Below are 23,877 nucleotides of genomic sequence, written 5' to 3'. Positions count from 1 at the left end.
GCTCCTTTTCGCGCAAGCTGCCACCTAGGCCTTAATGGTCGGTTGCGACCGCGGCAGGATGCGGCCATCGGGTAAGGGTTGCCTCATCATGGTGTCCGGGATCTTACGCGTTACGGTGAGCGTCCATTAACCAGGGAGCAACCGGACCGCCAGCAGCGGGTTGGATGCCTATGGAAGACGAGAAGACCCGATTGCTCGCGGAGGCCCAAAGGTGCCAGCGCCTGGCGGCTTGGATCAACGATCCGGAGACCGCCGAGCGCCTCAATGCGCTGGCTGATGAATACGAACGGCGCGCTCAAGCCGCCAAGGACGAGGAGGGGTGAGGTCCCGCAAGCCTTGCCCGATCCGGGTAGGGCGGTGGCCGGCGGAACGGTGCGCAACGGCAACGCATTCCAGCGCCATGGCGAGTCACCCCACCAACGCTACCGACGGATGAAGTTGATAACATCGGCGGCGCAAGCGGCATCGTTCGCTGTGGCGTGCTTCGCGATTTCCCTTGAGCGAGCGCTCGTTGCGGCACTAAGCTGGGCGTGGCAGGAAAATTCAGATGTCCGAGCTGCACCGCACCCGGAAGCGGTGTCCGCAATGCGGGAAGGCGATGAAGCTCGTCCCCGACGAGACGGGCCGAGGCGGCGAGCGATACGTCTGTCCCGCCTGCGAGGAGGATCCGCTGTACGACCCCGCCGCCCCAAAAATGGGCGGACGGCCCGCTGCGCCCGCCGGCTAAGTAGCTTCCGAAGAATCCGGCGCCGAGGCCGGTTGTCCATCCGTCTTCCATTCAGGGTTTGTGGCCGTCCAACCCGCGGTGGGTCATCCGTGCCGGCAACAGGACTGGCGGGATCGTCGCCGGCGCACCAACTTATTTGAATGGTGCCGCTGCAGAACATCGGGAGGGCGCCGCTATGTCGACCTTCGCGAAATTGCTTGCGAGGAAGGAACGGCTCCTGGCGCAACTGGCGAGCGATCCCGGGCCGAATGAGCGAGGAAATCGAAAGGTTGCTCGCGCAGATCGAGACCGCACTGAACTTGTTCGAGCCGAGAGATGTCGTCGGTCAGTGCGACGAGTGACCCGGATTTGCCGGCGGTCAGAGTGCGCTCAGATCGTCCGGCACGTCCCCAAACTTCCAAGCGGCAGTCCGCCGGAACACGTCGGCGAGCGCGCCGCCAGTTCAGGACAAGAGAAACGCTCGCAACCGATTGGCGGTATCCTCAGGATTCTCCTCCGGGAAGAAGTGACCACCGGCAACGGGACCACCCTCTACGTTGTCAGCCAACGCCCTCCAGATCGCGAGCGGGCCCCCCTCGTCCGATACCAGTTATTTAATCCTCCCATTTCGCTCCACAACGCGAGCAGCGGGCAAGCGATTCGTCTGCGGGCTTTCATATCCTCTCGGTCGTGGTCCCGGTCGATCGATGCTGCCGCACGATATTCCTCACATATCGCGTGAATGTGGGCGGGGTCGCTCAGTGCCTCGACATAGGCGGTTCTTATGTCCGGTGGGAAGACGTGGGGCGGCGATCCCCAGTTGGCGAGCGCATTGTCGATCACCGCTTCTGGGCAGGAGCCGATCAGCCGCTCTGGCAATGGCTCTGGCTGGGCCAGAAGCGAGAAAGGCCAAAAACTGAGCGTCAGGCGCGCATCGGCTCGGTCCCACAGCATCCCTGTCGGGATCACGTCAAGGACGACGAGTTTGCTTACGACATACTTGCGGTCGAGCGCCATCCGATACGCGACACGACCACCACGATCATGTCCCACGACCGCAAAGCGATCGTGGCCAAGTGTAGCCATTGCCTCGACCAGCGCCTGGGCCATCGAGCGCTTGGAGTATCGCGTACGCGGGATCGTCGCCCCTGCTCGATGACTTTGCGATCGACCGTGACATTTGCGGCTAGCGGCGGGCGACAAGGCAGCCAAGCATGAAAGCGACGAGCAATGAGGGAAGCGGAGCCTCACGAACCACGTCGCGGAGAAAGCCGAGCGCTTGGCCAGGGGCCTGACCCTCTTCGAGACTCTGCCGCACAGTGCGGGCAGTCTCCCGCACGCCTTCCGACACTTCTTTCATTTTCGCCATGGCGTCTTCGTTGTCCATTTGATCCTCCTGCAGGCCTGCCGCACAACAAATGTCTCGGCAGCTATCCGTTCCTGCAACCCACGGGGCGCGGATGCGGATCGTTGCCTCCCATGACTTGAGGAGCGAGATGAGAGGTCGCCAGCCAGACGGGTGAGAGCCGCATCTGAAGCAGTGACAGGCAACGCGCAATATGTCGGCCTTCACTTCGCTTTTCCGATCGCCGGAGGCGGTCGCCTTGTACGACGTCTCCGAAAATATTCGAATGCCTTGAGAGCAGGGACGCGGGTCCTTTGGACAGCAGCGCTTGACGGAGAAGTGGCCCATCCGAGGGGATTGGACGGGCCACTTTCGAAGCGAACCTCCATTTACTCAATGCATGTGAATTTACCAATAGCCGGCGCCGCCGATGACGATCGCCGGGGCGACGACCCACAACAGGAATACTGGCAACTGTATTTGCCTGGGCCGATGCCGGTCCGTCCGAAGTTCTTACTGCTCGGTGCAGACCTTGGTGGTCTTGACTGCGGACTCCGCTTCCGTCTTGGTCTTGTAGACACCGTCGCCCACGACTGTCGTGGTAGTCGTCGTCGGCTTGGTGTCGACCACGGTGCACTTCTTCGTGGTGGCATCGCGGATGATGTAGAACTCGGCGGCGCTGGCCGCCTGGGTACCCAGAGCGAACGCGGCGAGCGCGCCGCAAACGATCAGCTTCTTCATTTCTGTCTCCTCCAGTGGCTTCAAAGTAGTCACTGCCAACGACGGGTTCAGTTGCAAGTTCCACTTGTTCCCGAAAGATGCCGTAGCGCGCTGCTGCGGTGTCGCAGCAATCTTCCTCTCGCTGAGACAAATGCAATTTTGATTGCCGAGTTTTCCCGATTTGGAACTCGGCCCGCCATCGCGTGTTAAGCGACCGCATTCAGGAGGTCTCACATGAATAAGCGTTTATTTTTGGCTACGACGGCTGCAGTCGCGATTGCGACTTCGGCATTTGCGCAGTCGTCCCCCAACACTTCGAACTCGAATTCGCCGACCGCGCAACGACCGCAGGATTCCACTTCCACGACGACGCCGTCCTCCACGGCCACTACACCGTCGTCCAACTCGTCCGGGCAGGCCAGCAATCCGTCGACGAACTCGGCCCAGACGCAGCAACCTTCTTCGACCGGTCAGAACGCTGCGAACCAGTCGTCCAATTCCGGGACCGGGTCCAACACCACGCAGGCGCCGACCTCCGGCAACTCGACCAATCAGGCCCAGACCAGCCAGCCTTCCAACCAGACCACTACGCCCTCGAACCAGGCGCAGACCAATTCGCCCTCGACCGGCCAGACCCAGAGCGCGAATCCGCCGGCCTCGACCAGCAATCAGGCGCAGTCTCCGACCGGAAGCAACTCGACCAACACGGCCCAGCAGCCGAACAACCAGCAGAACACGGCCGATCGCTCGTCGAACACCAACATGAATGCGTCGGTGAACATCAACGATCTGCAGCGGACGCGGATCAGCACGTCGATTTCGCACCTGAACGTGCAGCCCCTCAACAACGTGAACTTCTCGCTGTCGGTCGGCACGGTCGTGCCGCGCGACGTCCGCGTGCGGCCGCTGCCGGCGGAGGTGGTCGAGATCGTGCCCCAGTACCGAGGCTACGACTTCGTTCTGGTGAAAGACGAGATCGTCATCGTGGAGCCCTCCAGCTACAAGATCGTCGCCTTGATGCCGTACTCGGGCCGCTCGACGGCGGCAGCGCCGGCGCGCTCCGAGCAACGCAATGTCACCTTCAGCGATCGTGACCGCGAGGTGATCCGCAAGCACGCCAAGGCGCGTCCCGTCGAGCGCGAACGACAAACGACCGGCAGTACGGTGCGAACCGAGATCCGCCGAGGCGAGCGAGTGCCGGAGGGCGTGGAGATCGATGCTTTCCCGGACGAGGTCTATCGCGAGGCGCCGAGTCTGCGGGAGTACCGATACATTCACCGGGATAGCCGCACCTACATCGTAGAACCGCAGGAACGTCGTGTCATCGAAGAGATCGACTGATCTCGCCAAGGAAGGAGAACGCTCATGAAGACAATTGCACTTGGAGCTTTCGCGACGGCCTTGTTGGCGTCGGCTGCCCCCGCCGCTCCGCTCAATCCGACCGCGGTCGGTTCACCCGAGTTATCGGGCATCGATCAGGTCCGGCTCGTTTGCAACGAGTACGGCCGCTGCTTCCGGACCGGCGGTCCCCGCTATGTCCAGCGCTATTACGGCGACGATGACGGTTACGTCGTGCGCCGGAGCTACGGCTACTACGGCGGACCAGGATACTACGATCGCGGCTACGGCTACTACGGCGGTGGCCCGAGCATCGGCTTCAGCTTCGGCACCGGCCGTTGGTGACCAAAGAAAGGGCCGCTCCCGAGCGGCCCTTTCTTACGGATATCGACGTTGCGGTGATCGGATGGCCGCTCTTGCCAGATTGCTAGGACAGAAAGAGCAACTGCTGGCGCGGCTTGAAGCCGGACCCGGCCCGAACGAGCGTGCCGAAATCCAGGCGCTTCTCGCCAAGATCGATACCGCGCTGAAGCTTCTCGGGGCTGAAGAGTCTCCCGGAGCAGAGCCGACGGACTAAAGACTGAGGGGCCGTTAACTCACCAGCCCCCTGGCGGGCTCGCAGACAACCGAAAGCCCCAGCTCGGGGGCTTGGGGGGCGGTGAGCTGGGGCCAGTTCGGGGTTGCCCCTTGGGGCAGGGGCTTTGGGAAAACTTGGCAGCCGAGCTATCGTTCCTCTGGGTCGTTAGGAAGTTTTGGAGGGCGGTACCCGCCTAGCCGTACCGAGCCGGTCAATCCAAGTCCGGCGGCCTCATGGGCTGCAGTCCCGGTAAAGGCGCTTGCGAGCAAATGAAGATTCCGGCCACGTTGAACGCGATGTGGCGTTTAGGTTCAGGGTCGCCGTTGCAAGTCGAGGCATTTGCGGGCGGGGACAATGCAGCGGCGTCCCGGTCGAGCGGCGAGGCGCCTACCGATCACAGATTCTCCTGCAAGCCCTTGAAGTAGGGATGCCGGACCTTGCCCTCCGCAGACATGGCCCGGGATCTCCGCTAACAACTTCGGCTCGACCCAGATGCCCTTGTGGCCGACGCGCTTCGCGTAGGGCTGCGTCTCCCGGATCAGCGGCTTCAGCCGCTTCTGCAGGTCGGCGGCGGAGGCCTTGTCGAAGCCATGGTCGACCTTGCCGGCGTAGATCAGCTCGCCGTCTTTGCGTCAGCCGAGGTAGATACCGTCTCGTTTACCCTCGTCGAGCGCGAAGCCGCCGATGGTCAGGGTCTACCGCTCCGCGCAGGTCTTCTTCACCCTATTGTTGCCGCTGCCGCTCACGTAGGCGCAGTCACGGACCTTCGATACCACGCTCTCGAGTCCGAGCTTACAGGCTGCGCGAACATCTCGCGCCCGTCGATTGACTCGACTCGACGGGACACGATTTTTCGGGAAAAGTAGAAACTTCATCTTCCGAGACGAGTTGGCATCCAGCGATATCTCTTCTCGTCGGAGCCGAACATGGTCGATGACGTCCCGCTGCGCACGGCGGTACATACGGTCTGGTCTCTCTACCTGACGAAGCATCGCAATGTCGATGCTTCCGACACCCGCCGCTGTCTGCTGGAGCGTCATCTGCAAGGGAGATGGGAAGCGCATGTGAGCGATGCCGAAGAACTCACGGGATTCGGCGTGGCTTACCTTGAGCGCCTTCCCGAAAACGAATGTTGAGGCTGGTGGAGGCGCTCGTCAGGCGAGCTGCGGTCGACAGCGCCAGGCCGGATTGGACGTTGCTGGCCGTCTCAGAACTTGCCTCCGCGGCCATCGTCCTGTTCTTCCGCTCGATGTTTTCGGTCTAGAGGATCGGCATCGATGCGCATCGCTCAACTCGCTCCCCTGGCCGAAAGCGTCCCCCCGAAGCTGTACGGAGGCACGGAACGGGTCGTGGCATGGCTGGTGGATGAACTGGTCGAGCTCGGCCACGACGTCACGCTGTTCGCGAGCGGCGACTCCCGGACGAAAGGCGAGCTTCATTCCGTGTGGCCCCGCGCGCTGCGTCTCGGACGGAAGGGCGCCGATCCAAATGCCGCCTGCGCCGTGCTGCTGGAGGCGATCGCAAAGCGCGCGAAAGACTTCGACGTGATCCACGCGCACATCGACTGGCTGCCCCTTCCGCTGCTCAGTCGGCTCGGCGTGCCCTTCGTGACCACCATGCATGGCCGGCTCGACCTGCCGGGCCTTTCCGAGGTGCTGCGGCAGTTTCCCGGCGCGGGCTTCGTGTCGATATCGGACCATCAGCGTCTGCCGTTGCCGGAGGCGAATTGGATCGCCACGATCCAGCACGGACTGCCATCGAACAACTTTCGCCCGTCTTTCGATCAAGGATCCTATTTGGCGTTCCTCGGCCGCCTGACCGCGGAAAAGGGCCCCCAGGACGCCATCCGCATCGCGCGCGCCGCCGGAATGCCCTTGCGCATCGCCGCCAAGATTCCGCGCGGCGAGACGGCCTACTTCAAGAAGCAACTTGAGCCCCACATCGACGGTCGGGCGGTCCAGCTCGTCGGCGAGGTCGACGAGGTGAAGAAGCAGCCGTTCCTCGCAAAGGCCGCGGCCCTGCTGTTTCCGATCGATTGGCCGGAGCCTTTCGGCCTTGTCATGATCGAGGCGATGGCCTGTGGGACGCCAGTGATCGCCTACCGCTCCGGCTCCGTGCCCGAGGTCGTCGAGGACGGCGTGACCGGCTTCATCGTCGAGAACGAGGAGCAGGCTGTCAGAGCCGTGGGCGATCTGGGCCGGCTCGACAGACGAAAAATACGCGCCCGCTTCGAGGAACGCTTCTCCGCGGACCGAATGGCGCGAGAGTATGAAAGCGCGTATCGCGGATTAATGTCTGCCGCGGTGGGGCACTCGGCTGCGGCATTCGCGGCGCCAAACGCTGAACATCGGCGCGCAACGATGCCGACCGACGAACAACCGGCGCCCAGCTAACCGATTTTTCGCCGCCCCTTGAACGCCGCCTCCGGACATCCATATGACAATGTGCGCGAGCTGCGACCCCGGATCCCCGATACCGAGAAGATCACGATCAACCTTGGCTATGTCGATCTGGGTCAGGTCGATCTGATGGTGCAGGAAGGGTTCTATTCGAACCGCACGGACTTCATCCGGACGGCCATCCGCAACCAGCTCGAACGCCACGCGGACGTCGTGAAGCAGTCGACGGTTCGAAAGAGCTTGGACTTGGGCTTGCGGAACTACAGTCGCGAGGATCTCGAAGCGGCGCGGCGCGCCGGCGAGATACTGCACATCAACGTGCTGGGTCTCGCGACCATCGCCCAGGACGTCACCCCCGAGCTGGCCCGCGCCACCATTGCTTCGGTCTCGGTGCTCGGTGCCCTTCACGCCACTCCCGCGGTCAAGGCCGCCCTCTCCGACAGAACAAGGTGAATGCGATGCTGAGCCAGAACTTGATTTCCGAGGCCACGCGCCTCACGCGTGCGGGCCACCTGGTCGAGGCCACCGCGCTCCTGCAGCGCATGCTCCGCGGCGAGAGCGCCTCCGAGCCGTCGGCCAGCACCGCCCGTGGCGCGCCAGCTCGGCTCGAGCCGCCGACCATCGACGTGACGGCCAGCGTCGTCGAGGAGAAGGAAAGCCGACGAGCCACCCGGGTTTCTCCCGCTCCTTTGCAACGCTTCGATCGCTTGAAAGACTTCCCCGGACTCAACCTGCGTGGTCAGATGACCCGCGCTCCGCCTGCCACGACGGATATCGCACCCGAAGGCACGAGGTTCATCGCAGGCACCTTCCGCAGCGCGAATGGAAGCCGGAGCTACAAGCTGTTCGTCCCAAGCCGCTCGCAGGAAAAACCGCTTCCCCTCGTGGTCATGCTTCACGGCTGCACCCAGTCGCCAGACGACTTCGCGGCAGGCACCCGGATGAACTTCCTGGCGGAAGAGCGGAATTGCTTCGTGGTCTATCCGGAGCAGCCCAGCGGAGCCAACCAGGCGAAATGCTGGAATTGGTTTCGCACGGGCGACCAGCAGCGGTACGGCGGGGAGCCTTCGTTGATCGCAGGCATCACTCGCCAGGTCATGCGGGACTATCCGATCGATCCGAAGCGGGTCTACGTCGCAGGTCTGTCGGCCGGCGGGGCGGCCGCCGCCATCATGGCAGCGACCTACGCCGATCTGTACGCGGCCGTCGGGATCCATTCAGGCCTCGCCTGCGGGGCGGCTAGCGATCTTCCCTCCGCGTTCGTCGCCATGCGGCAAGGAGGCGGATCTAAAAATGCCGATGGCGGACCGCCGGTGCCGGCCATCGTTTTCCATGGCGACCGCGACGCCACGGTGCACCCGAACAACGGCGACAGGATTGTCGAGCAGTCCGTCAAGGCGGCAGGTTTGAAAGTGAAGGTGAGCGGCGGACGAGTGCCCCATGGGCACGCCTACACCCGCACGAACCTTGCCGACGCGGACGGGCGCGTCGTCTCCGAGCATTGGAACGTTCACGGCGCCGGCCACGCCTGGTCGGGCGGCAGTCCCGCCGGTCCTACACCGATCCGCGCGGGCCGGATGCGACGAGGGAGATGCTGCGTTTCTTCCTCGAGCATTCGCTCCCGGGTTAGTCGAGCTTCGCAACGCACTCCGGTCGCCCGCGCGTCGCCGAATTTCCGGATCGGCTGGCGTCGCCGAAATTCGCCGTTCGCGGAATTCCCGCTGCGGCGTTGGCGGCGCCTACGCCTGATCCGGAGCTACCCGCCTGACGGCCCTGACGATGTCCTCCGGACGATAGGGCTTCTGCAACATCAGACTTCCGGGCACCGGACGGGGCGCGACGGGCGAGAAGCCGGTCGCATAGATCACCGGGAGTCCGGGATCATGCTCACGGCAGCGTTCGGCGATCTGCCATCCGTCGACGCTTCCGGGCAGTTTGACGTCCGTGATGAGAAGGTCGACGACCCGCCGCCCGCACCACGCCAGCGCCTCCTCGCCATTGGCTGCATGGACGACGTGGTATCCTTCCTCTCGTAGAGTCTCCACCACGAACTCGCGGATGAGAGGGTCGTCCTCGACGAGGAGTATTCGCACCGCCGACACCTTCAAATTCCTGACAGAGCGTTTCTGCCGACCGCTGACGCCTTGATCGCCGCCGGCAAGCCCGCTCTCAGCGGCGGGCTTGCCGGCAGGTGTCAGAACCCGGAATAGTAATCATTTACTGCTCTTGCTCGTCCGGGGTCATTCCAATCCCAGGCGTTGTCGTTGCCATACTTCGGCGCACCCTGGAGCCTGTCTGCGGTGAGATTGGTTCGGTACCCGCCAAGGCCCGTGTCGTACTTCAACGACTGCCATGGCAGCGGGTAGTGATCGTCTCCGATGCCCAGGAAGCCGCCGAAGCCGAGAACCGCGTACGATACTTGGCCGCTAACCTTGTCGATCATCACGCGCTCGATCGAGCCGATCTTCTGGGCGTCGGTGCCATAGACGGCAGTGCCTTCGACCTTGTCGCTACCGATCAACGTTCCTGTTTCACGCCTTTCCGTTTCCATCGTCATCCTCCTCCTAAAAACGATGATGCAGGACAACTGCGATCGGTAGGTGCTCGTTCCTCCGCTTTCTCGATCGCTAAGACCGACGCGTAAGTGAGGCGCCGGATTTGCGAAGCGCCTCGCGCTCCTCGCGGAGGTCGTCGACCTTCGCTCTCATCCGCGACAGCAGAAGCTCGGCGGCTGCCGTCGGAACGCCGGCTCGCTGCAGCATCCGGATCGGCCGTCCTGCGCCGGGCGCGAGATTAGCGTCAGAGTGTCGCCTACGTTCGCTGCACGGGCCGGTCACCCAACTCGCTCATGAATGCAATGAACGGGACGGCCCACGTCGCCGAAGCATGCCCCAGCAGGACTATCGTCACGACAACCTGTGTGAGCATCCCGCTTACCTCCGCAAGGCGGCGGCCCAGGGCCGCCGCAGCCGCATCGGCACGCCCCCGGGCGGCGGGGGATCGTCGTCGCCGTCAAGCCGCCTCAGCGCGGCGAGGATGTCCGCGAGCCGGATCGTGTGGCCCATGCCGGGAATTTCGCGTAGCGCGGGACAGGATTCGACCGCGAACATGTCGGACGCCCATGACGACAGGATGATCCGCTTCTCCGGTCCGGAGAGTTCGTCGTCGTTCAGGACGTCCTCCGGAGACGCATAGTGCGCTGCCGGATGGAAGAATGGATCGAGATTGCCGGTGTTCGTGTTGGCGTTGGTCATCGATTGCCTCCCTTTACGCTCCTTTCGTCGGGACGGGTTACGGGGGGCGACGACCGCCGCCCGTGATGGTGTTTACTGCGAGTTGATAGCGATGCGCTTGACGCCGGCCCGCGGGTTCTCGGACTTCGGCAGCGAGATCGTCAGGACGCCGTTCTTGAACGAAGCTTCGGCCTTGTCCTCCGCGACGTCCTCGAGCGCGATCTGCCGCTGGAACGAGCCGTAGTAGCGCTCGGTGAAGTATCTGCCTTCGTCCTTGCGCTCGCTCTTCTTCTCGCCGCAGATGGTCAGCACCCCGTTGGCGATTTCGATCTGGACGTCGTTCTCGGTCATGCCGGGAAGCTCGGCCGAGATCGTCAGTGCCTTCTCGGTCTCGCTGAGCTCGATCTTTGGCCAACCGAATTGCCCTTCCATGAGCGGCGACAGGCTTGTGCCGCCGAAGCCGCGGAAGACATCGTCGAACAGCCGATTCATTTCGCGATGCAGCGTCATGAACGGATCGTGGCTGGCGCGCGCCGGCGCGAGCTCCTGGTTTCTGGACCAGGGAATGAGATCACGAACTGCCATGGTTTTTCTCCTTTGTTGCATGAGGCAGGGAGCGCGGCCGCGCTTGCGCGCGCCGCGTTCCGCTGTTGAACCTCGATCAGGCGTCAGGCCGCCTTCTTCTGCTCGATCTGCGAAGCGGGAGAGGCGCCGCTTCCGATCTGGATCCGGCGGGGCTTCATGGCTTCCGGCACCTCGCGGACGAGATCGATGATCAGGAGTCCGTCGCGGAAGGAGGCCTCCTTCACCTGAACGTAGTCGGCGAGGTTGAACACGCGCCGGAAAGGACGCGCGGCGATGCCCCGGTAGAGGTATTCGCCGGCCGCTTCCTCGGGCTTCCTGCCCTCGATCGTGAGCGCATTCTGCTCAGCCGTTACGGCGACATCGTCGGCTCCGAAGCCAGCGACGGCGACCGAGATCCGGTAGTGGTCCTCGCTGGTGCGTTCGATGTTGTACGGGGGATAGTGGTCTTCGCTCGCCTGGCGGAGCGTGCTGTCGACGAGGTCGGCCAGGTGGTCGAAGCCGATGGTGGAGCGCCACAGGGGCGCGAAATCAAAGGTGGTCCTCATAACCAAGTCCTCCAAAGAGCAAGATGGATACAAGGAGCGCAAGGCTGGAATCAGAGCGGGTCTGGTGTCCGGCCCGGCGCCCGCGCCGGACCCGTGAAGGCGCCCGGCACACCGCTCTCGCGGCGAAAAATGAATTAGAAAATCGAGAAGTCGTTTCAAGGGGCGGATCGAAAAAAATTTATGCGCGCTCGGTCGCGGTGCAGAACTGTCGGCCATCGCGGCACCGCAAACGCCGGCCAAGATTTGGGCGTTCGACCGCCGCCGAATCTTGACTCAGGTATCGCCCCGAATATCTTTGCGTCGGGAAATTCCCTTTCCCAGTTTTCTAAGCACCGAATGACCGTGACGACCGTCAGGAGTGACGACGATGCTCGACGAAGACTTTGCCCGCATTCGTGCGCACCGCAACAACATCCACCGCTATCGACGCCTGCTAGGGACGAGGCTGTCGGACATCGAACGCCAATTTATCGAGAGACGCCTCGCCGAGGAGGAGACAGCGCTAAAGGCGCTGGCCGCCCAAACGTTCCCGGTCGCATTTACCCCTCCAAAAGGTCAGCCGGCTTCCTCGTTCTTTGGGGGCGGCGGTCGTCCTTCGCCTGCTTAGCGCTACTGGTGACGACCAAGATCGCTGTGCATGATCCCGGCGCGCAACCTTAATGTCATTCGTATCGCCGGTCGGCCTGGGCTTGTGCGCAGTCGGGCCGAACAGGTAGCGATCTGCGGCCGTGCCGATTCTGAATTCTGTGCGACCACCCCGGAACGAATTCAGGGTCGGAAGGATTCGCTCCGCGGAGAGAGTAACATTGATGCCGACGAAGGAGCCACGAGGGGAGGTCGGCGTCATTCACGAACGTGAAGAGCATGGCTGGGCGAAGGACCGGCCGATCCTCATGCCCGAGAACGCGCCTTCGGCATAGCCCGCCAAGACCCGCCGTCCGGCGTATCGCGGGAGGAAGCCGCCATAGAGCTCGACGAGGCGTTGGGGCTATCGGTGACACTTGCCCCGAATGTCCGCCGCGACACTGAACGCGCAAGTGGCCGCAAAGAAAGGTTTTTGCAGCGCGGCAACGTGTTTGGTTCCAGAAATTGTGAAGCCGCTCACGCCGTTTTTCTTGTTGGCGGCTTCGACCGCCGGGGCCTAAATTTAATCCGTCGCCGAACGGCCGGAGGCAACTATCGGCGGCGAGAACACCGTTGTGATCCCGCCCGAGGAGGAAGCAACGCCATGTCGAAACGGCGTCGTTTCAAGCAATCAATTTCCCTCAAAGACCGGCTCGCCAATTTCGCCGAGGAAGCCCTCAAGAAGCATCGAATCTTCCGCCCGGCAGCGACCGCGAAGGGATGCTCAAAAAAGTCCGCTAAGCAGACATCGCGTCCCACCTGGATGAATGGGCCCACTCGCGCGGACCGCAGCCGCCGACCCGGAGCATCGACGATCCATGAAAGCTCTAGACGACCGGACGATGGCCAATCTCGATGTCGCCCTCGAAGAAGCTTGTCGATCACTCCCTCACGGGGGCGATCACGAAATCAGACGGGAAATCGCACAAAAGCTGCTCGACAGCGCCGTCCAGGGCAACAAGACGTTATCCGGATTGACGGAGATCGCGCGGGCGGCACTCGCGGAAGCGACAAAGAGGTCCGCCTAACAGCACGACTCCATCGATGCTACGCCTCCTGATCCGCCGGCGAGCAGCGGGGCGCATGATCGGTTTGCATGCCCACACCTCGCATCGCTTCCGCGTTGAGAGACGTCCTTAGATTGGAACTGGCGGCCCTTCCGAGTCTTAAAACGAATATTCCAACCGACGGGAGCAACGACATGCCTCGTGGCGACAAGTCAAGTTACACGGACAAGCAGAAGCGACAGGCCGAGCATATCGAAGAAGGCTATGAACACCGTGGCGTCCCGGAGAAAGAAGCCGAACGACGCGCGTGGGCGACCGTGAACAAGGAGACCCACGGCGGGAAGAAGAGCGGATCCGGCCGCGGCACTGAGGAAGATCATTCGCCATCTCGAAAAGGTGGCCGATTGGGCGGTGCGGCCTCGGCCAAGCGGCCGGCATCGGAGCGTTCGAGGTCCGCCAAGAAGGCTGCCAAGACGAGAAAACGACGCGCGGCGTAAGTCATCGAAAGGAGAGCAAGATGGGTCTCGAAGCCGTCTTTTTCCTTGGAGCGCTTGTACTACTCACGGCGCTGATCTACGGCGTCCTTAGCTATCGCTATCGAAACCGGGCGTTGGATCGCCTAGCCGAAGACGTCACGCGCGAGAGATATCGGAAGAACGAAACTTAGTGCGACGCAGTCTGTCTAGTCGACGTCGACCATACCGACCCGTCACGTCTTTCCCTTTGCGATATCGATCAGCGCTATGCCCAGATCTGGCTCCTTCTTCCGTCTGAGGTGAGCTGGCGTGTCCGCGATGACAATCTCGAGCGTCGGTCTAACCTTTCCTTCGAGAAGATGCCGCCCCGGGTTGTACCGTCGGCCAGACCCAGGACCACATGCACGTGGAGGCTCGCCTTTCCGTCGTCGCCAACCGCAATATCGCCAATCGCGCTCAACACCTCACACTGCTCCGCGACCTCGATTTTCTTGTAGGTCTTCTTCTCGAAATCGAACCAGCCAACGGTTGCCCTTTCGAAGGCGCCGATGGCTGTGAGCGACGCCGCCGTGATGGCGGCGTCGTTCGCGAACTTGGTGAGCGTCGTGAACGCTTCCTCGCCGGAGTCGAGGATGACGACGCGGGTTTCAAGACCCGCCTTGCCCGATATCTTGACACTCTCCATCGTCGTCAGGCCGCGCTGCGCTGGGTGTGTCGACCTTCCTTGACCTCTTCCACGATCTTGGCGCAGAAGGCCTCGAGATCGCCCGGGTTGCGGGAAGTGATGACGCCCTGATCGACGACGACCTCAGCGTCCTCCCACTTCGCTCCTGCGTTCGCTACATCCGTCTTGATCGACTTGAAGGAGGTCATCTTGCGACCTTTCGCGATCCCGGTCTCGATGAGAAGCCAAGGGGCGTGGCACACGGCCGCGACGATCTTCTTGGCATCGAAAATATCCTTGATGAACTTCAGCGCCTTGGGCTCAACCCGGAGAAGATCCGGATTGATCTGCCCGCCGGGCAATACGATTGCGTCGTAGTCGGCGGCCGATGCCTCGTCGAGCGTCTTGTCGACCTTTACCGGCCGACCCCAATCCTTCTTGTTCCAGCCCTTGATCTCGCCTGCGGCGAGCGAGACGACATCGACCGTCGCGCCGGCCTTCTTCAAGCGCTCCTGCGGCACTTCCAGCTCGGCCTGCTCGAAGCCGTTTGTGGCGAGAATGGCGATCTTTTTGCCGGTCAGATCCATGGGTCCAATCCTTCGTTTTGGGGTTTTGTCCAACAATCGATCTTCTCGAACATCGTTCCTGAAAAGGCCAGATCGGTCGGCGATTAGGACCCGACCGCCGCGACGACGGTTATGAGGATTGAAAGCAGCAGGAGAGTTTCGCATGGTCGACAGGTTCCACGGCAAGGTCGTCATCGTCACGGGAGCAGCTTCCGGTATTGGAGAAGCGACGGCGCGCCGCTTCGTTACGGAGGGCGCGAAAGTGGCGCTGGTCGATCGCGATAAAGCCTCACTGGAAGAGGTCGCCAAGAGTCTGCCCGCCGACCAGGTAATGATGCAAGCCACCGACGTGTCGGATTCGAGTGCCGTCGATGGAATGGTTGCGGCTGTCGTCGGCCGCTTCGGACGGTTGGACGTCATCGTGAACAACGCCGGCGTCCATGAAGGCGGAGACCCGGCTTCAATCACTGACGAGAAATGGCGGAAGGTAATGTCGACCGACATCGACGGCGTGTTCTATGGTTGCCGCGCGGCACTGCCCCATATTGAAAAGACCAAGGGCTCGATCGTGAACACGGCGTCAGTCTCCGGGACCGGTGGCGATTGGGGCATGAGCCCCTACAACGCGGCGAAGGGCGCCGTGGTCAATCTGACGCGTGCCCTTGCCCTGGATCTCGGCAAGAAGGGCATCCGCGTGAACGCGGTCTGTCCCAGTCTCACCCGTACGGGCATGACGGAGGACATGATGAACGATAAGAAGCTGCTGGCGAAGTTCGCCGGGCGGATCCCGTTAAGCCGGGTCTGCGAACCGGAGGAAGTCGCCGCCGTGATCGCGTTTCTCGCAAGCGACGATGCGAGCTTCATGACTGGCGCCAACGTAGCGGTGGACGGGGGTGTATCCGCCTCCAATGGACAACCGCCGCAAGAGTAGCCGCGCAGCGCCGGTCGTCGTCCTACTTTGCGAGCGCCGTGTCGTCGAAGCGTGAGAGATCCCGATCTCGGCCACTTAACCGGACCGAGGATCGCACGGCGGATATCACAACAGCGGCGTCGAGTGGGTCTTTGTCTTGATTCTGGATCAGGGCGCGGAGGTCTTCAAATCCATCACCGAGTTCGCCGATCGCGAGAATACTACCGGCGCCTCGGTCTCGGCGATCGGCGCCCTCTCACCAGCGAAGGTCGGCTGGTTCGATTTCGCGGCCAAGACGTACAAGCCGATCGAAATCAACCAGCAATGCGAGGGGCTGAGCGTGCTCGGCGACGTCGCGCAAGGCGATGACGGCAACGCCAGCCTGCATCTTCACGCTGTGCTCGGCCTGCAGGATGGCACGCTGCGCAGAGGCCACCTTCTGTCGGGATCAGTGCAGCCAACGCTGGAGGTGACGATCACGGAGTCCGTGCTTCATCTGCACCCCGCCTTGATCGAGGGCTTGTCACAGATGTTCCAGTCGCAGACGAGGAAGGCGGCCAGCTCCTGCCGGCCGGCTATCACGTCCGACAGGTCGACTAACGGGCGCACCCGCGTGGGGTGAAAGGGCGCTCCTGATGGGGCGCGCGATCAGGCGGTCAGGAACCTGCAAATCTGCCGCTCTATCATTCTTCATAGCCGGCGCCTGAGGGAACAGTCGACAGCGAGACTGCCTCCTCCACACCGCCTAGGAACCGTGTCCCGAGCCCTGGGTTGGTCGGCTTGGACCAATCCATCGAGGCGCCAGCATGACGGAACCGGACGTTCGCAAGGGAATGCCGCCCGTCAATTTGTCGCGTGAGGAATTCGAAAGCCGTTACAGGAGCCAGTTCGTCGATCCTGCCTTCGCCCCGCTCAAGCGGGAACTCGATGCGATCGTCGGGGCTGCTTGGGATGCCTACAGCCATTCGCGCAAATCGCCAGAGACGCGGAAGGCGGGTGTGGGGTTCGCCGATCCTGACTACGATCTCGCCGTCGACTGGCTGGCGGCGCGTACCGCCATCCTTGAGGCACAGCGCCGGCACGACGACGCTGGCGCGCCGCCGCGTATCCTCGTCATCAACGGCTCGGCGCGCAGCGAGCACACCTGTCCAGGCGAGATGTCCAAGACCTGGCGCATGGTCAAACTCGCCGAGCCCGTCTTCGTCGAGAAGGGCTTTGCCGTCGACATCCTAGATCTCTCTCGCCTGACCTCGGAGTTCGGCAAGAATATTCATCCCTGCAAGTCGTGCGTCTCCACCGCCATGCCGCTCTGCCACTGGCCGTGCAGCTGCTATCCCAACTATTCGCTCGGCCAGACCAGCGACTGGATGAACGAAATCTATCCGCTCTGGGTGGCCGCCCACGGCATCCTGATCGTGACGCCGGTGAACTGGTACCACGTGCCGGGCGGCCTCAAGGCGATGATGGATCGCCTGGTCTGCGCCGACGGCGGCAACCCGGATCCGACATCGACGCATGGCAAGAAGGTCGCCGAAGCCAAGGCGCTCGAGCTGAAGGGTTGGCCGTATCCGCGTCATCTCGCCGGCCGCCATTTCGGCCTCATCGTTCACGGCGACAGCGTCGGCGCCGAGAGCGTGCGCCGAACCCTATCCGACTGGCTGACCGACATGCACCTGATTTCGGCCGGCCGCTTCGGTGAGACGGACGGCTACGTCGGCTACATGGAACAATATGCGACCTCTCACCGGGAGCTGGACGAAGACCGCGCATTTCAGCAGGAGGTGCTGAATACAGCCAAGGCGCTGGGCCGTGCTGTGAAGCTCGCCCGCAGCGGTCGGTTTGAGGATCCGGGGGCCGAACTCTCGGATCCGGATCCGAAATGAAGTGCGACCTGCCTGTCGCTGCCGATCGCCGCGGGTTGATCGCGGTCGTCAATTGAGGATGTCGTCGGGTGAGCAAGACGGCGGAAGGATCGTCGAAGACCATCGTCTATGCCGCGCTCGTCGGCAACTTCCTCGTTGCCGTCACCAAGATCGGAGCTGCGGTCTGGACCGGAAGCTCGGCGATGATGAGCGAAGCCGTGCACTCGGTGGTCGATACCACCAATGAGGTGCTGCTGCTTTACGGTTACCATCGCGCGAGCCGTCCGCCTGATGAATCCCATCCGCTTGGCAACGGGCGCGAGCTATACTTCTGGAGCTTCATTGTCGCTCTGTTGATCTTCGCGCTCGGGGCGGGCGTCTCGCTCTATCAGGGCGTCCTCCACGTCACCGCGCCAGAGCCGATCGAAGATCCGATCGTCAGCTTCATCGTGCTCGGCATGTCCTTTGTATTCGAGGGTATCTCGTGGCTCTTCGCCTGGCGGCGTTTCCGGTCCGAGACCTCGCGCCTCGGGTGGTATGAGGCCTTCGTGCGCAGCAAGGACCCGCCCGCTTTCATGGTGCTGTTCGAGGACAGCGCGGCGCTGATCGGCATCGTCATTGCGGTTGCCGCGACCGCGGCGGCAGAGTGGTTCGCTCAGCCGGTCTGGGATGGCGTCGGCTCGATCCTGATCGGCATTCTGTTGGGCATCACCTCCATCGGCCTCGCCAGGGAAAGCAAGAGCCTGCTCATCGGCGAACCCGCTCATTCCGATCTGTCACGATCCATCCTCGACATCGCGCGACGGTCACCCGGCGTGCTCCGGGCCAACGGGCTGCTGACGGTGCAACTGTCGCCGGCCGAGGTCGTCGCGGCGCTGAGCGTCGAGTTCGCGGACGACAAGCGCGCCGATGATATCGAGCAGTGCGTCATCTCGATCGAGACCGAGATACGCAGACAGCATCCGAGCGTCGCGGCTCTGTTCATCAAGCCGCAAACAAATGCGCGGTATCACGCCGTTCGCGCTAGGCGCTGGGGTACGGGCGCCTGAAACACCGTGGCCAGGAACCAAGCGCGCCGCGCTGAGTCGACTGAGGTTGATGGCTGTTGCCTTTCCAGCGATCGTCCTGCGAAAAAGCGCCTCGGCGTAGCATCAACGGCACGGGCTCGTGGTTTCTTTCCAGGCCCGATGAAGCCTGATCCGGGGCGCCCCGTCCGGACGGGAGCGACAGCTGAAGCAACCCGGCAGTCCTCCGGTGCTTACCCGGTTATCGGGAAACGCGGCTTTCCTTGATTACAGGCGGCACATTGTGGGCCAGCAAGGAACCTGCTCGCGTGTCTCGCATTGAAGTCGCGAAGAGGAGGACTTCACATGAATGGGATCATCTATCTCGTGGGCCTGATCGTAGTCGTCATGTTCATCCTGTCGCTGCTCGGTCTTCGGTAAGACGCCATGACCATTGAACCGCTCTCCGGGATCGAAACCGAAACTCTCCCAGCCACCGGCCTGACCAGGCCATGGGGGTTGCAGTGGACGTCCGTCATTGTCGGAGCCTTCGTCGCGACGGCGTTGTCGCTGATCCTGATCTCCTTTGGAACAGCGCTCGGCCTAGGCATGGCCTCCGCTGCGCCGACCTGGAGGGATGCCTCCGTTGCGCTATGGCTGTTGTCGGGTGTCTACCTGATCTTCCAATCCCTTATCAGTTTTGGCTGCGGAGGCTATTTTGCCGGGCGCGTCCGGCCACCCTACGCCTCGGCGACCGACGACATCGAGACGCGCGACGGACTGCATGGCGTTGCTGCCTGGGCGCTGGCGGTCTTGATCGGAGCCGTTCTGACCGCGTTGATAGCGGGTGCTGCAAACCGTCCGTCCGCAACTACGCAGCCGCCGTCGGCTACCGAACCTTCTGTCCTAAGTTTCGAGCTCGACCATCTTTTCCGTGCCCCTCGGCGACCGCCGAACGTTGATCTGACGGGTGAGCGCGCTGAAGCCGCGCGAATTCTGGCAACCGCTTCGAGCCACAGCGGGGTCCTTCCCGAGGATCGCGCCTATCTTGTTCAGCAGGTCACGGCGTTGACCGGGCTGGCAGCGCCGGAGGCCGAAAGGCGGGTAGATACAACGTTGGCCAATGCCAAGAGCGCGATCTCAAGGGCTCGTGCGGCGAGCATTATCATTGCCTTCTCGACGGCTGCAGCATTGCTGTTCGGGGCTGTCGCGGCTTGGGCCGGTGCGGAGGCCGGAGGCCGGCATCGCGATGGCGAGCCGATTGCCGAGTGGATGGCCCATTCTAATCGCTGGCATAAGAGTCGTGTGGCGGATCCCCGACCTCTGCCGTAATGCCAACGCTACGTATTGATAGCAGGCAATGGGGCCTGCTACCAACGATCAACTCAGTCGCACTCGACAGAACGCCACCGCCATAACAAAATTTCGGATTTGCCGTGGGGTAAAGTACCGAGAAATGCTACCCGAGTAAATCGATCGCAAGCATCTCAGTAAAGGTGGCTCCTGCGGCAGGCGTCGCCGCACATCACTTTGCAGCAGGCCAAGAACTTCTCGCTTGCCCTGATGAGGGGTGACCCCAACCAAAGCGGCGTGATCAAGGGGGCGGCACGGCAGATGCTTGAAAAAATCCTGCCGGGAAAGGAATGAGGTGAACCATGAGCGACTTCCGCGACATTCAGCACGGCGTCAACGACCCCGTCGACGGCGTCGACGTGAAGCACCAGATCAATACCAACCAGACGCCGCATGAGCGGGCGCAGCATCATGCCGATGTACGTGCTGCCCCGTCGGCCTCGCCGTCCGAACCGTTCCTGCCGGAACGGCTGCGGCGGAAGCCAACTGATCCGATCAATCCCCGCACCGGTCGCCATCCGACGGATTAGGAACATCGGTCCCGGCGCCGTGTTGATCGGCGCAAAGATCCGCGCGGCTCGTAGCCGCGTGTCCAATCAGAGGGACCCGCACCATGAAACGTACCATCATCGCCGCAGCCTGCGTGCTTCTTGCAGGACCAGCGCTCGCCCAGTCGCTCGGCGAGAAGACCGGCGTCAACTCGGCGCTCGGTGTCGCGCCGACGACTGCCGATTTTGTCAAGGAGGTTGCCGTCAGCGACATGTTCGAGATGCAGTCGAGCAAGCTCGCAGAGCAGAAGGGCAACGCGCAGGAGAAGAGCTTCGCGCACCAGATGGTGACCGACCACACCAAGACCAGCAGCGAACTCAAGTCCCTCGTCGGCGCCGGCAAGGTGCAGGCGACACTGCCGACGGCGCTCGACAGCTCGCACCAGAGCAAGCTCGACAAGCTCAACGATGCCACGGGCAAGGATTTCAGCTCGGACTACGACTCCTACCAGGTCAGCGCGCACAAGGACGCGGTAGCGCTGTTCGAGCGTTACGCCAACGGTGGCGACAATGCCGCGCTGAAGGACTGGGCCGGCAAGACGCTTCCGGCGTTGCGCCATCACCTCGACATGGCGGAGGAGCTCGGCAAGGCACCGAGCGTCGGACAGTCGAAATAGGTCTCTCCGGGGACGCCGGCCGCCCCGCGTCCTCCATTGGCAACGATGCTCCTCTCCACGGACGAGACGGCAGGTCCCACGGACGAGACGGCAAGTCGCGGAAACCCTCATGACCGCTCAAGGCAAGAATTCTATATCCCGCCGGCACCTCGTGCATGCGGCGAGCGCAACGCTCGTTGCGGCCTCGCTGGCATCTTCGACCGCGAAAGGAAACACTGATATGGCCGAGCAGGACCTGATCGATCCCGTTACCCGCTATCCGAAACCGCCGTTCAAGAAGCAGTCGCAGCCTTGGCCTGGCCTCGCCGGCAAGATGGAGCCGCGACCAGACCATGGCGAGACCAGCTACAAGGGCTCTGGACGGCTCGCTGGCCGCAAGGCACTGATCACCGGCGGCGATTCCGGCATGGGCCGCGCGGCTGCGATTGCCTATGCGCGCGAAGGCGCCGACGTCGCCATCAACTATCTGCCCGCGGAAGAGCCCGACGCGCAGGAGGTGATCGCGCTGATCAAGAAGGAAGGCCGTACCGCCCTCGCGATCACCGGCGACCTCAAGGAGGAAGCCTTCTGCAAGAAGCTGGTCGAGCAGGCCATGGAAGGTCTCGGCGGACTCGACATCATCGTCTGCAACGCGGCACGTCAGCAGACCCGCGCGTCCATCCCCGACGTCTCGTCGGAAGATTTCGACGCGACCATGAAGACCAACATCTACGCGCCGTTCTGGATCATCAAGGCCGCGCTGCCGCACCTCAAGCCCGGCTCTTGTATTGTCGGCACGACATCCGAGCAGGCCTACGATCCCTCGCCCGACCTCTACGACTACGCACAGACCAAGGCGGCGACGATGAATTACGTGAAATCCCTGGCGAAGCAGCTCGCCTCCAAGGGCATCCGCGTCAATGGCGTTGCGCCGGGACCGATCTGGACACCGCTCCAGGTTTCGGGCGGCGCCACGATGGAAAAGCTCGAGAAGTTTGGCGGCATGACGCCGCTCGGCCGTCCCGGCCAGCCCGCGGAGCTCGCCTCGATCTATGTGCAACTCGCAGCGGCCGACGCAAGCTATGCGACCGGGCAAGTCTATGGCTCGGCAGGCGGATCGGGACAACCGTAGGCACTGGCAGCCGAACTCAGGAACCAGCCGTCATGGAGAATATCTCGCCGGCTGGAACCCGAAGCACGTCGCGACATTGAGTCGGAAATGGTCACTGACTCGTGGAGCTTGCATGATTACGGCCGCCAGATGCAAAGAGCTCTCAAATCACTACAAAGCCCTTTCTTCGAGTCCCGGCATTTCCGAAAGCCGAGCCTTCCTGTTGAGAAATATCGCCAGGAGCCTTGTTGGTTTAGCTGGTCAACTGGAAAGACTGGACATGGCGACGAAAGAGGAAGGGGCTGTGACGAAGCAGACCGCCGCGTCACTTCGTATTTCGATAACCCATGCCACCGATCGGCCCTCTAGCCGTTCCAGTTGAAGTCCGGCCTGACCTCGGCACCGCGCCGGCCGCAGGCGGTGCAGACGAGGCGCAAGTCGACATCAAACAGCCGCACCTCATCAGGCCAGCGATCCGCGCTCAAGGCAATGTGGTGGCCGCAGGAGCAGCAATAGATCAGGACCCCGGACGCCCATCTCGCGCATCTCGCCAAGGGTGTAATCTTGACTGGGCGGCCACCGGGGCTGGTCGGGGTGATGCGTCTCGGGCGAGGTATCCCGCTAAGAATGTCCGAGTTGGTGGCCGAGTCAAATCGTCAACTCGCGGCGGGTCGGAACGGAAGGCCACTGCGGATAGGGATGTGGATAGCCATATCGAATGAAAGGAGTCGGAGGCGCCGTAGTGCAGCGAACGCTCCGAGTGCTTAAGGAGCCGCAGTCCAATGAGGGACATGAGCGGATCGTAGAAGGCTCTTGCGCACTTAACGTCATTGCTACCGAGAGAAACGTGATGGATCATCTGGTCACCACTTGAGGCAATACCGGCGTTTCAATCTCTCAGTTGTGGTCTTCGCGGCATAGTTGATACGGCCGAGCTCGGCTTCATCCTTGGCGATCACATGAAGTCGCCAGCCCATGTCGCTGTCCTCTTCTGCGCTGCATTCGATCTCGACGGACACAACATGCTCCCCACCTGGAAAGCTGCGGATCTCCTGAAGCGCGACAAGCTCAAGATCTTTCCTCAAGATCGCTGTTCTGGCCACCGCAGTACTCCTTTCGCCGCATTAAGCGACGCTCTGCGACGATCATCGGCCCAACAAGAGTCGGACGGAGATGTTCCTAAGCTCCATAGCGTGCAAACCACTACCCAATCGTCTCAATCGCAATTGCGCGTTGACAACCAAGCGCTCGCCCGCGCGTTAGCAGTGATGACCGACGAGCAATTTGCAGACCATTGCCGCAAGGAAGCCAGGGATTGTGAACGCGAGGCGGAGAGAACCATCAGCCCGCTCGATAAGGAAGCATGGCTTCGCCTTAGCAGGGAATGGGCCAAACTCGCGGGCCTCGCCTCACCGCCGCGGGTGAACCGTCGGACGTAAGCCAGGAACAATATTTCGACGCGCTCATTGTTCGGCCAGAGGAGAATGCGCCATGATCGGCCTGCCGCGGTGCTGTTAGCGTTGCCTGTTGTCGGAATTGGTATTCGTGCTGGAGCTTCAGTCGACGGAGCTGCCGTTACGAATTCGCCGCGCCCCTGCGCCGGTGCCGGACGGAACAGTTGCGGCTGAGCCTCCCGCGCCCGCGGAGGAAGCGGCCCCACCAAGGCCGCCACCAGCGGAACTGCCGGCGCCACCACCGCTACCGCCAC

The 23,877-nt window shown here is 62.5% G+C and carries 29 protein-coding genes and 4 pseudogenes; 21 read left to right on the top strand and 12 right to left on the bottom strand.

All coding sequences use genetic code 11. The features are described 5' to 3' along the window. Positions 1–170 precede the first annotated feature (170 nt). Positions 171–323, top strand: coding sequence for a hypothetical protein (locus EI171_RS38710; RefSeq protein ID WP_161536402.1), 153 nt, complete (start codon positions 171–173; stop codon positions 321–323). Positions 324–1,258: 935 nt separating this feature from the next. Here the strand turns inward: EI171_RS38710 and EI171_RS38705 are convergent. The 3 genes from EI171_RS38705 to EI171_RS38695 all read right to left on the bottom strand — a co-directional run bounded on the left by EI171_RS38705 (position 1,259) and on the right by EI171_RS38695 (position 2,792). After that, positions 1,259–1,957 (bottom strand): alpha/beta fold hydrolase, encoded by a 699-nt coding sequence (locus tag EI171_RS38705; protein WP_371740333.1) that lies wholly within the window; start codon positions 1,955–1,957, stop codon positions 1,259–1,261. Then, positions 1,893–2,093 (bottom strand): hypothetical protein, encoded by a 201-nt coding sequence (locus tag EI171_RS38700; RefSeq protein WP_161536401.1) that lies wholly within the window; start codon positions 2,091–2,093, stop codon positions 1,893–1,895. Before EI171_RS38700 ends, EI171_RS38705 begins: the two co-directional genes overlap by 65 nt. Positions 2,094–2,564: 471 nt before the next feature. Beyond that, positions 2,565–2,792 (bottom strand): hypothetical protein, encoded by a 228-nt coding sequence (locus EI171_RS38695; protein ID WP_071910996.1) that lies wholly within the window; start codon positions 2,790–2,792, stop codon positions 2,565–2,567. A gap of 213 nt (positions 2,793–3,005) precedes the next feature. Between EI171_RS38695 and EI171_RS38690 the strand changes: the two genes are divergently transcribed. The 3 genes from EI171_RS38690 to EI171_RS45120 all read left to right on the top strand — a co-directional run bounded on the left by EI171_RS38690 (position 3,006) and on the right by EI171_RS45120 (position 4,686). Beyond that, complete coding sequence (locus EI171_RS38690) at positions 3,006–4,112, top strand: DUF1236 domain-containing protein (protein ID WP_161536400.1); 1,107 nt, start codon at positions 3,006–3,008, stop codon at positions 4,110–4,112. Positions 4,113–4,136: 24 nt separating this feature from the next. Beyond that, positions 4,137–4,454: a hypothetical protein gene (locus tag EI171_RS38685; protein WP_071911000.1), complete on the top strand. Its 318-nt coding sequence runs from the start codon at positions 4,137–4,139 to the stop codon at positions 4,452–4,454. Positions 4,455–4,515: 61 nt separating this feature from the next. Continuing rightward, positions 4,516–4,686 carry a hypothetical protein gene (locus EI171_RS45120; protein WP_202633057.1) on the top strand — a complete coding sequence of 57 codons (171 nt, stop codon included), beginning with the start codon at positions 4,516–4,518 and terminating at the stop codon, positions 4,684–4,686. Positions 4,687–5,080: 394 nt separating this feature from the next. On the opposite strand, the pseudogene EI171_RS46880 reads toward EI171_RS45120, so the two are convergent. Then, a pseudogene (locus EI171_RS46880) lies at positions 5,081–5,512 on the bottom strand (DNA ligase); the annotation flags it as partial. Between the two features lie 100 nt (positions 5,513–5,612). Between EI171_RS46880 and EI171_RS38675 the strand changes: the two are divergent. The 5 genes and pseudogenes from EI171_RS38675 (at position 5,613) to EI171_RS38660 (ending at position 8,715) form a co-directional block, all read left to right on the top strand. Further along, the gene (locus EI171_RS38675; protein ID WP_161536399.1) at positions 5,613–5,822 is read left to right on the top strand and encodes a hypothetical protein; all 210 of its coding nucleotides are present in this window, start codon (positions 5,613–5,615) and stop codon (positions 5,820–5,822) included. Then, positions 5,816–5,950, top strand: a complete 135-nt coding sequence (locus EI171_RS46500) for a hypothetical protein (RefSeq protein ID WP_256380432.1) — start codon at positions 5,816–5,818, stop codon at positions 5,948–5,950. Before EI171_RS38675 ends, EI171_RS46500 begins: the two co-directional genes overlap by 7 nt. Before the next feature lie 13 nt (positions 5,951–5,963). After that, a complete protein-coding gene (locus EI171_RS38670; RefSeq protein ID WP_161537157.1) occupies positions 5,964–7,079 on the top strand; it encodes a glycosyltransferase family 4 protein in 1,116 nt (371 codons plus the stop codon). Between the two features lie 18 nt (positions 7,080–7,097). Continuing rightward, on the top strand, positions 7,098–7,538 hold the full coding sequence (locus EI171_RS38665) for a CopG family transcriptional regulator (RefSeq protein WP_161536398.1): 441 nt from the start codon (positions 7,098–7,100) through the stop codon (positions 7,536–7,538). A gap of 5 nt (positions 7,539–7,543) precedes the next feature. Further along, a pseudogene (locus tag EI171_RS38660) lies at positions 7,544–8,715 on the top strand (PHB depolymerase family esterase). 109 nt (positions 8,716–8,824) lie between these two features. Here EI171_RS38660 and EI171_RS38655 read toward each other — a convergent pair. The 5 genes from EI171_RS38655 to EI171_RS38635 form a co-directional block, all read right to left on the bottom strand. Further along, positions 8,825–9,130, bottom strand: a complete 306-nt coding sequence (locus tag EI171_RS38655) for a response regulator (protein WP_246740653.1) — start codon at positions 9,128–9,130, stop codon at positions 8,825–8,827. Between the two features lie 149 nt (positions 9,131–9,279). Beyond that, on the bottom strand, positions 9,280–9,636 hold the full coding sequence (locus EI171_RS38650) for a PRC-barrel domain-containing protein (protein WP_038958306.1): 357 nt from the start codon (positions 9,634–9,636) through the stop codon (positions 9,280–9,282). Between the two features lie 382 nt (positions 9,637–10,018). Then, positions 10,019–10,339 (bottom strand): hypothetical protein, encoded by a 321-nt coding sequence (locus EI171_RS38645; RefSeq protein ID WP_161536396.1) that lies wholly within the window; start codon positions 10,337–10,339, stop codon positions 10,019–10,021. A 72-nt stretch (positions 10,340–10,411) separates the two neighbouring features. Next, positions 10,412–10,903: an Hsp20/alpha crystallin family protein gene (locus EI171_RS38640; protein ID WP_161536395.1), complete on the bottom strand. Its 492-nt coding sequence runs from the start codon at positions 10,901–10,903 to the stop codon at positions 10,412–10,414. An 83-nt stretch (positions 10,904–10,986) separates the two neighbouring features. Continuing rightward, a complete protein-coding gene (locus EI171_RS38635) occupies positions 10,987–11,448 on the bottom strand; it encodes an Hsp20 family protein (RefSeq protein WP_161536394.1) in 462 nt (153 codons plus the stop codon). A gap of 367 nt (positions 11,449–11,815) precedes the next feature. On the opposite strand from EI171_RS38635, the gene EI171_RS38630 reads away from it, so the two are divergent. The 4 genes and pseudogenes from EI171_RS38630 (at position 11,816) to EI171_RS38620 (ending at position 13,576) form a co-directional block, all read left to right on the top strand. Next, positions 11,816–12,055, top strand: a complete 240-nt coding sequence (locus EI171_RS38630; protein WP_161536393.1) for a hypothetical protein — start codon at positions 11,816–11,818, stop codon at positions 12,053–12,055. A 226-nt stretch (positions 12,056–12,281) separates the two neighbouring features. After that, positions 12,282–12,477, top strand: a pseudogene (locus EI171_RS46020) (hypothetical protein); the annotation flags it as partial. A gap of 437 nt (positions 12,478–12,914) precedes the next feature. Beyond that, positions 12,915–13,100 carry a hypothetical protein gene (locus EI171_RS38625; protein ID WP_246740360.1) on the top strand — a complete coding sequence of 62 codons (186 nt, stop codon included), beginning with the start codon at positions 12,915–12,917 and terminating at the stop codon, positions 13,098–13,100. A gap of 173 nt (positions 13,101–13,273) precedes the next feature. Next, a complete protein-coding gene (locus EI171_RS38620; protein ID WP_028154436.1) occupies positions 13,274–13,576 on the top strand; it encodes a hypothetical protein in 303 nt (100 codons plus the stop codon). 212 nt (positions 13,577–13,788) lie between these two features. Here the strand turns inward: EI171_RS38620 and EI171_RS38615 are convergent. Both EI171_RS38615 and EI171_RS38610 read right to left on the bottom strand, forming a co-directional pair. Next, positions 13,789–14,240 (bottom strand): annotated as a pseudogene (locus EI171_RS38615) (PPC domain-containing DNA-binding protein). A gap of 5 nt (positions 14,241–14,245) precedes the next feature. Continuing rightward, complete coding sequence (locus EI171_RS38610) at positions 14,246–14,806, bottom strand: type 1 glutamine amidotransferase domain-containing protein (RefSeq protein WP_148770279.1); 561 nt, start codon at positions 14,804–14,806, stop codon at positions 14,246–14,248. A 142-nt stretch (positions 14,807–14,948) separates the two neighbouring features. Here EI171_RS38610 and EI171_RS38605 point away from each other — a divergent pair, with 142 nt between their 5' ends. The 8 genes from EI171_RS38605 (at position 14,949) to EI171_RS38570 (ending at position 22,190) form a co-directional block, all read left to right on the top strand. Further along, complete coding sequence (locus EI171_RS38605) at positions 14,949–15,716, top strand: SDR family NAD(P)-dependent oxidoreductase (RefSeq protein ID WP_161536391.1); 768 nt, start codon at positions 14,949–14,951, stop codon at positions 15,714–15,716. 136 nt (positions 15,717–15,852) lie between these two features. Then, positions 15,853–16,317 carry a PPC domain-containing DNA-binding protein gene (locus EI171_RS38600; protein WP_161536390.1) on the top strand — a complete coding sequence of 155 codons (465 nt, stop codon included), beginning with the start codon at positions 15,853–15,855 and terminating at the stop codon, positions 16,315–16,317. A gap of 184 nt (positions 16,318–16,501) precedes the next feature. Beyond that, positions 16,502–17,578: a flavodoxin family protein gene (locus EI171_RS38595; RefSeq protein WP_161536389.1), complete on the top strand. Its 1,077-nt coding sequence runs from the start codon at positions 16,502–16,504 to the stop codon at positions 17,576–17,578. 68 nt (positions 17,579–17,646) lie between these two features. Continuing rightward, on the top strand, positions 17,647–18,606 hold the full coding sequence (locus tag EI171_RS38590; RefSeq protein ID WP_161536388.1) for a cation diffusion facilitator family transporter: 960 nt from the start codon (positions 17,647–17,649) through the stop codon (positions 18,604–18,606). 402 nt (positions 18,607–19,008) lie between these two features. Continuing rightward, complete coding sequence (locus tag EI171_RS38585; RefSeq protein ID WP_161536387.1) at positions 19,009–19,893, top strand: hypothetical protein; 885 nt, start codon at positions 19,009–19,011, stop codon at positions 19,891–19,893. Between the two features lie 323 nt (positions 19,894–20,216). Then, a complete protein-coding gene (locus EI171_RS38580; protein ID WP_161536386.1) occupies positions 20,217–20,444 on the top strand; it encodes a hypothetical protein in 228 nt (75 codons plus the stop codon). An 83-nt stretch (positions 20,445–20,527) separates the two neighbouring features. Continuing rightward, positions 20,528–21,079, top strand: coding sequence for a DUF4142 domain-containing protein (locus EI171_RS38575; RefSeq protein WP_161536385.1), 552 nt, complete (start codon positions 20,528–20,530; stop codon positions 21,077–21,079). 220 nt (positions 21,080–21,299) lie between these two features. Further along, positions 21,300–22,190, top strand: coding sequence for an SDR family oxidoreductase (locus tag EI171_RS38570; RefSeq protein ID WP_202633224.1), 891 nt, complete (start codon positions 21,300–21,302; stop codon positions 22,188–22,190). 842 nt (positions 22,191–23,032) lie between these two features. Here the strand turns inward: EI171_RS38570 and EI171_RS38560 are convergent. Beyond that, positions 23,033–23,272 carry a hypothetical protein gene (locus EI171_RS38560; RefSeq protein ID WP_161536383.1) on the bottom strand — a complete coding sequence of 80 codons (240 nt, stop codon included), beginning with the start codon at positions 23,270–23,272 and terminating at the stop codon, positions 23,033–23,035. Positions 23,273–23,877 lie beyond the last annotated feature (605 nt).

Origin of the sequence: Bradyrhizobium sp. LCT2 (assembly GCF_009931255.1) — a bacterium.
Lineage (GTDB): Bacteria > Pseudomonadota > Alphaproteobacteria > Rhizobiales > Xanthobacteraceae > Bradyrhizobium > Bradyrhizobium diazoefficiens.
This window is presented reverse-complemented; position numbering and strand designations above follow the sequence as displayed.